This is a genomic window from Pseudomonas bohemica, from assembly GCF_002934685.1.
GTDB classification, from domain to species: domain Bacteria; phylum Pseudomonadota; class Gammaproteobacteria; order Pseudomonadales; family Pseudomonadaceae; genus Aquipseudomonas; species Aquipseudomonas bohemica.
On sequence record NZ_NKHL01000114.1, the window covers coordinates 188,982 to 195,696 of the forward strand.

6 protein-coding genes, 1 tRNA gene and 1 pseudogene are annotated in these 6,715 nt (G+C 57.9%); 4 read left to right on the plus strand and 4 right to left on the minus strand.

Features of this window, described 5'->3' with window-relative positions:
• Positions 1-8: 8 nt before the first annotated feature.
• Entirely contained in the window at positions 9-1,073 is a 1,065-nt protein-coding gene (gene queA / locus CE491_RS19735) for a tRNA preQ1(34) S-adenosylmethionine ribosyltransferase-isomerase QueA (RefSeq protein ID WP_110950011.1), read from the minus strand.
• Positions 1,074-1,181: 108 nt separating this feature from the next.
• Here queA and CE491_RS19740 point away from each other — a divergent pair.
• Positions 1,182-1,266 (plus strand) — tRNA-Leu (locus tag CE491_RS19740).
• A 106-nt stretch (positions 1,267-1,372) separates the two neighbouring features.
• Here the strand turns inward: CE491_RS19740 and CE491_RS19745 are convergent.
• From CE491_RS19745 to CE491_RS31280, 3 genes are all read right to left on the minus strand, one after another.
• Complete coding sequence (locus CE491_RS19745) at positions 1,373-2,032, minus strand: DUF2268 domain-containing putative Zn-dependent protease (RefSeq protein WP_110950012.1); 660 nt, start codon at positions 2,030-2,032, stop codon at positions 1,373-1,375.
• A gap of 346 nt (positions 2,033-2,378) precedes the next feature.
• A complete protein-coding gene (locus tag CE491_RS19750) occupies positions 2,379-3,419 on the minus strand; it encodes a reverse transcriptase domain-containing protein (protein WP_407681350.1) in 1,041 nt (346 codons plus the stop codon).
• Positions 3,377-3,667: a hypothetical protein gene (locus CE491_RS31280; protein WP_407681351.1), complete on the minus strand. Its 291-nt coding sequence runs from the start codon at positions 3,665-3,667 to the stop codon at positions 3,377-3,379. The genes CE491_RS19750 and CE491_RS31280 overlap by 43 nt, the downstream gene beginning before the upstream one ends.
• Before the next feature lie 665 nt (positions 3,668-4,332).
• Here CE491_RS31280 and tnpA point away from each other — a divergent pair.
• The 3 genes and pseudogenes from tnpA (at position 4,333) to tnpC (ending at position 6,560) form a co-directional block, all read left to right on the plus strand.
• Positions 4,333-4,650 (plus strand): IS66-like element accessory protein TnpA, encoded by a 318-nt coding sequence (tnpA, locus tag CE491_RS19755; protein WP_110950013.1) that lies wholly within the window; start codon positions 4,333-4,335, stop codon positions 4,648-4,650.
• Positions 4,647-4,982 carry an IS66 family insertion sequence element accessory protein TnpB gene (gene tnpB / locus CE491_RS30835; RefSeq protein WP_234407634.1) on the plus strand — a complete coding sequence of 112 codons (336 nt, stop codon included), beginning with the start codon at positions 4,647-4,649 and terminating at the stop codon, positions 4,980-4,982. Before tnpA ends, tnpB begins: the two co-directional genes overlap by 4 nt.
• A gap of 50 nt (positions 4,983-5,032) precedes the next feature.
• A pseudogene (gene tnpC, locus CE491_RS19765) lies at positions 5,033-6,560 on the plus strand (IS66 family transposase).
• Positions 6,561-6,715 lie beyond the last annotated feature (155 nt).

A 6,715-nucleotide genomic window follows, 5' to 3' on the forward strand; every position in this document is an offset into this window, starting at 1 on the left:
GGTGCGACTCATGCTTGATCCTCTGGGGCCGATTCCTTGGGAGCTGTCGGCGCGGGATTGCGGGTGATGAACATGGCATCCCCGTAACTGAAGAAGCGGTAACCGTTTTCCACTGCCGCCGCGTAGGCCGCCATGGTTTCCGGGTAACCGGCGAAGGCCGAAACCAGCATCAACAGCGTGGATTCAGGCAAATGGAAGTTGGTGACCAGGGCATCGACCACATGAAACGGCCGCCCCGGATAGATGAAGATATCGGTGTCGCCACTGAACGGCTTGAGCACGCCATCGCGTGCAGCGCTTTCCAGCGAGCGCACACTCGTCGTACCCACTGCGATCACCCGACCACCCCGCGCACGACAGGCCGCGACAGCATCGACCACATCCTGAGTGACTTCCAGCCACTCGTTGTGCATGTGGTGATCTTCGATACGCTCGACGCGCACCGGCTGAAACGTCCCCGCCCCCACGTGCAGCGTGACGAACGCCGTCTCGACACCTTGTGCGGCGATCGCATCCATCATCGCCTGATCGAAATGCAACCCCGCCGTCGGCGCCGCCACCGCGCCGGCCCGCTGCGCGTACACCGTCTGATAGCGCTCGCGGTCAGCGTCGTCATCCGGACGATCTATATAAGGAGGCAACGGCATATGCCCGACACGCTCCAGCAGCGGCAAAACCGGCTCGGCGAAACGCAGCTCGAACAACGCATCATGACGCGCGACCATTTCAGCCTCGCCACCGCCATCGATGAGGATCGTCGAACCCGCTTTCGGCGACTTGCTGGAACGCACATGGGCCAGCACGCGATGCTGATCCAGCACCCGCTCCACCAGAATCTCCAGCTTGCCGCCCGAAGCTTTCTGCCCGAACAAACGCGCCGGAATCACCCGGGTGTTGTTGAAAACCATGAGATCGCCAGGGCGCAAATGCTCCAGCAAATCAGTGAATTGGCGATGAGCTAGCGCACCGCTCGGCCCGTCGAGGGTCAGCAAGCGGCTGCTGCGACGCTGCGCCAAGGGATGGCGAGCGATCAATGTATCAGGGAGTTCGAAGGTAAAGTCGGCGACACGCATGATGGGGTTCGTCTAGCAGGGCCGCGAAGTTTAGCCGAAAACCTGAAAATTGACCATAAAACATGATTGACCAACGGTAGGCTCGTCTCTATACTTCGCCGCCATTGAGCCCTGATGGCGGAATTGGTAGACGCGGCGGATTCAAAATCCGTTTTCGAAAGGAGTGGGAGTTCGAGTCTCCCTCGGGGCACCAAACAGTAGGACCTTCAAGGGGTTACGTGACTTGAAGGAAAAGAAAAACCGGCAGATTAAGCCGGTTTTTTTGTGTCCGCGATTTGATAATGCTTGGGCAGAGTCGCTTAAACTCCTCCGCAACAGAGGGCGTTTAGGTAGCGTCGGAACTCCTGCGCATCAGTCATTGCAAGATTCGAGGCTCGGCATCGACGGTGCTCCGACAGGAATCTCTCAACCAGGCGAAACCCCAGTGAATACCCCAACCACTTTGGCAAATCGGCAGTGCCGAAGAACCAGGCAGCGTGGTTGTGATCGGTCCGGCCCCAATGGGCCTCAGCCGTCGCGACGAAAGGTTGAACTTCGGCAGAATCGAGTTGCTCCCAAGGTTCGGGCGAACCACCGCAGACTTCCAATGCAAAGTGCCCCGCCAGCCCTTCCGAAACCAATGAATCACCTAGCGTCATCCCATATCCAGGACCTTCCCAGCGCGCAGCATGATGGAGTTCATGCGCAAACATCCGCTCAAGGGATGCATCGTGATTGGCCCTGAAATTCGGACTGTGGGGATCGACGGTCAGATAAATCACGCCAGCTTCAGGAGCATATCCAAGATGGCCTTTTTCGGGGATCACATGAGTGCCAGCCTTCACCACGACATCGAGAGACGGCAATTCCATTAAGGAGCAGGCCCTCTCATGGGTCCGGGCCAGGGCTGTCCGCAGCCAATCGCTAAGGCCTGTCAACGTGCCGCGGGCGTCGAGTAAATGAAGATTCAAAGTTGCCATGACATGCCTAGCTGTTAGTGGATTCCATTCATTTTTGGCGAGATTATCAGAGAGTGATGAACGTCCAGACGCCTACCCCGCGACGAAGCAGCGCGCCAAAACTTTGAGAATCTATTGCGCCTTTCTTCGCCCCGTAGCGAGTGGCTTTGCGATCATCTGCGGCAGATCGCTCAATCTCACCCAATAATCACTCTGCCATTCCAGCAAACCGACGAAACTCCCTGCCTCCTTCATCGACGTCATATTCGGCACGGCCGGCTCTGCCTTGTCACGCAGGGCCGGTAATACGGTCGCGGTAGGAACGGCAGTTACCTGCCGCCCCCCGCACAGATCCGTACGTGCGGAACTACCGCATACGGCTCCTGCCTCGGGTATGTGACGCGAAGCGATCCTCAGGGTATGGGTGTGCATTCTTGGGACTTGGAATATAGAGGTCGGCAAGGCGTCCGTAGCGTGACCATTGAAGCCGATTACGCTGGCTGCGACGTTTGAGGGCTTGCCGCCACAGACGGCATACCGCCAGACGAAAACCACCAAGACGTATCTGGTTTCCCGGCACTGCGTGGTAATTGAAGTAACCACTCACCACCCGAGTGAGCCATTGCCCTTGAGCCCGAATGGGTTCATGACGTCGGCGCTTCAATTCATCCCGAATAGCCAGCAGCGTCGCACGCATACGCTTTTTGACAGTCAGTCGCAGTACTTGGAAGTCACCGCGTCGGCTGACACTACAACAGTGGGTGAAACCCAGGAAATCAAAAGTCTCCGGTTTTCTCAAACCTCGTTTCCTGCGATTCGTCACAGCAAAACGACCAAACTCAATCAGTCGTGTTTTCGAGGTGCTGAGCGATAGACCGAACCTGGCCAACCGTTCCTGCAACTGCACCAGAAACTGCTGAGCCTGCACTTTCGTCCTGAACCCCACCACACTGTCATCCGCGTAGCGCACGACAATCACATCGCCACGGACGTGGCGCTCGCGCCACTGCCTTGCCCATAGATCCAGCACGTAGTGAAGATAGATATTCGCCAGCAGCGGCGATATCACTGCGCCTTGGGGCGTACCCTTGGTCGCAGCCACCCTACGGCCATCCTCCACAACACCCGCTTGAAGCCATTTGCAGATAAGCCCGAGCAAGCGCCGGTCTGCAATCCGATGCCCCAGAAACATCAGCATCCATTCATGGTCGCTCTCATCAAAGAACGACGTGATATCCGCATCAAGTATCCAGTTCACCTTTTGGCTTTTCAGCGCGACCGTTAACGCATCTAGCGCATCGTGCTGGCTGCGGCCCGATCGAAACCCATACGAGAATCCAAGAAAGTCTTCCTCATAGATCGCATTCAGAACGGTGACAACCGCCTGCTGTACGACCTTGTCCTCCAAAAAGAAGCGATACCCAACGGGCGTTGCCTGCCATCGGCTTTGGGAATGTAGGCCCGCCGCGATGGAGTTGCCCGGAAGACTCCTTTGTGAAGTCTTCCGGGCAACTCCGTCACACGCTGGAGAAGACCTTCTTCATAGTCTAGCCACGACATACCGTCCACGCCCACCGCAGCATCGCGACGCAGCGCATAAAAGCTCTGCGCCAATAACTGTGGTGTGATGTGGTGCAGCAATGCCGTGAACTGCATGCCCTTGTTCCTGCGGGCTGCTTCAGGTACACCTTCAAGTCCCATCGACGCGCAACTGATCCGGCTCTGTGTCCGGGGCACGGGAGGCCTGTCGGTGTTTCCCTTGGCTACGTCCCTTTCCTCCACTATCTCCGCAGGGCCAGGCCCTTTGTTCGACGGCTTCTCAGGTACTACGGACGTATCCGACTTCTCAGCGGCGTAGGCAGCAGGGTTACGGCTTTTGGCCTTTCCTGCTCCGCCCGGTGCTTGCGCACCGGGCACCGCTGAGATCTCCCAGTTTCTGTGCAAAGGACTTCCCGACGTGCACAGGGTCTCCGACCGCGCGGGATCAGAGCATGACTGGCGTATAACGCCATGTTCCGTATTGCCTTCTGCTTCGCTTAACAGCATCGGCATCCCGAATTCCTGATTACGCGGCTCAATGGCTGGCCCATCGGTTTCCCCTGTCAACGCTTCACTCTGCACCTCACGGTGCAACATGCATGACTCGGGGTCTGGTTGATTCGCCATTTCTTACCAGTATCGAACTTTCATCGACCATCCTCTGCCAGCTTTAACTGGCGCTCTAACCGTCCGGCCAAGTCACCTACCGAACTCCAGCATTAAGGGCGATGGTATCCGCGTATTTTTAAGCGGACGCGATCGCCCTTATCGCCAGGATTTTCATGCGCCAACGAAGCTCTTATCCCAAACCATTCAAAGCCCAAGTCGTCCAGGAATGCCTGCAACCCGGAGCGACGATTTCCAGCGTAGCCATCCATCACGGCATCAACGCCAACGTGATCCGCAAGTGGCTACCGATTTACCGGGATCAATCGCCTGCAACCTTACCGGCTTTCGTTCCGGTAAAACCGGTACCAAGGCGCGCATCAGAAGAGATAGTGATCATCTCGCTGCCCCTGGGCGATAAATCCATCACCGTAAAGTGGCCAGCCTCGGATCCGGATGGCTGTGCGAGTTTCATTCGTGGCTTGGTTCAATGATTCGCGTTGATGCCATCTGGCTCGCCACCGAACCCATGGACATGCGCGCCGGCACCGAGACGGCACTGGCCCGAGTAGTCGCGGTATTCGGTGCGGCGAAGCCGCACTGCGCTTACCTCTTTGCCAATCGCCGGGCCAACCGCATGAAAGTCCTGGTGCACGACAGCGTCGGTATCTGGCTGGCGGGACGGCGTTTGAACCAAGGAAAATTTCATTGGCCGGGCATCCATCGTGGGTCGGAGATCGAACTCGACCCCGAACAACTCCAGGCGCTGGTACTTGGATTACCCTGGCAACGAGTCGGTGCGGGCGGCGCAATTACATTGCTTTAAATGCTGCCTTTTAGCTGAAGCAGTCGGGCTGCTTTGGTAAAATCCACCCCATGACTTCCATGCCCGATCTCGACCAAATGAGCCCCGAACAACTGCGCACACTGGCTGCGCAGTTGATGTCCAAGGTCGATACCCAGAGCCGAAAGATCCAGCGCGATGAAACGATCATCGAGCAGCTCACTCACGAGATCGCCATCCTTTAAACGCCACAAGTTCGCCAAGCGCAGCGAGCAGATCAGCCCGGCGCAAGGCAGCCTGCTCGATGACCTGCTCAATACCGATCTCGAAGCCATCGAGGCGGAGTTAAAAGCCCTTCATCCCGCACCTGCGCAGGAAGAGCCACGCAAGCAACCCAAGCGTGCGCCGTTGCCACCGCAGTTCCCCCGCACTGTGGTCCATCACGAGCCGGACAACACTCAGTGCGCGTGCGGCTGCCAGCTTCAGCGCATCGGCGAAGATGTCAGCGAGAAGCTGGACTACACGCCGGGCGTGTTCACCGTCGAACAGCATGTGCGTGGGAAATGGGCCTGCCGGCAGTGCGAAACATTGATCCAGGCCCCGGTGCCGCCCCAGGTGATCGACAAGGGCATTCCCACTGCCGGCCTGCTGGCGCATGTGATGGTGGCGAAGTTCGCCGACCACCTGCCGCTGTATCGACAGGAAAAGATCTTCGGCCGTGCCGGCATGGCCATCCCGCGCTCGACACTGGCGCAGTGGGTGGGTCAAACCGGCGTGCAGCTTCAGCCGCTGGTCGATGCGCTGTGCGAAGTGGTGCTGGCCCAGCGCGTGGTTCACGCCGATGAAACGCCGGTACAAATGCTGGCTCCAGGAGAGAAGAAAACCCATCGTGCTTACGTCTGGACCTACAGCAGCACGCCATTTTCGGCACTCAAGGCGGTTGTCTACGACTTCAGCCCCAGCCGTGCCGGCGAACATGCGCGCAACTTCCTGGGCACCTGGAACGGGAAGCTGGTCTGTGATGACTTTGCCGGCTGCAAGGCCAGCTTTGAGCTGGGCATTACCGAGATCGGCTGCATGGCGCATGCGCGCCGTAAGTTCTTTGACTTGCATGTAGCCAATAAAAGCCAATTGGCGGAGCAGGCGCTTCACTCGATTGGCGGGCTTTACGAAGTCGAGCGACACGCTAAGGAAATGAGCGACGAAGACCGTTGGCGATTACGCCAGGAAACGGCGGTGCCCATCGCTGAAAAACTGCATGAGTGGATGCTGGCCCAACGCGAGCTTGTGCCCGAGGGCTCGGCTACGGCAAAGGCCTTGGATTACAGCCTTAAACGCTGGGTAGCGCTGACGCGCTACCTGGAAGATGGTGCTGTGTCCATCGACAACAACCAGATCGAGAACTTGATCCGGCCATGGGCGCTTGGGCGGTCGAACTGGTTGTTTGCGGGATCGCTGCGCAGCGGCAAGCGGGCGGCGGCGATCATGAGCCTGATCCAGTCGGCGCGCATCAACGGGCATGATCCGTATGCCTATCTCAAGGATGTGCTGACGAGGTTGCCGACGCAGCGAGCCAGTGAGATTGATCAACTGCTGCCGCATCGGTGGGTGCCTTTCTGACGTAAGCGAGGTGATTTAGGCGGGCTATTACCATTCAGCGTGAATCGATTACAACTAACCCTCGCGTGCGATGTTTGTAGTGGTCTAATGAAACCGGACACCCATTTAGGCGAGAATGCTCGCCAGATCGAGGTGTCAGATGACCAAACAACGCC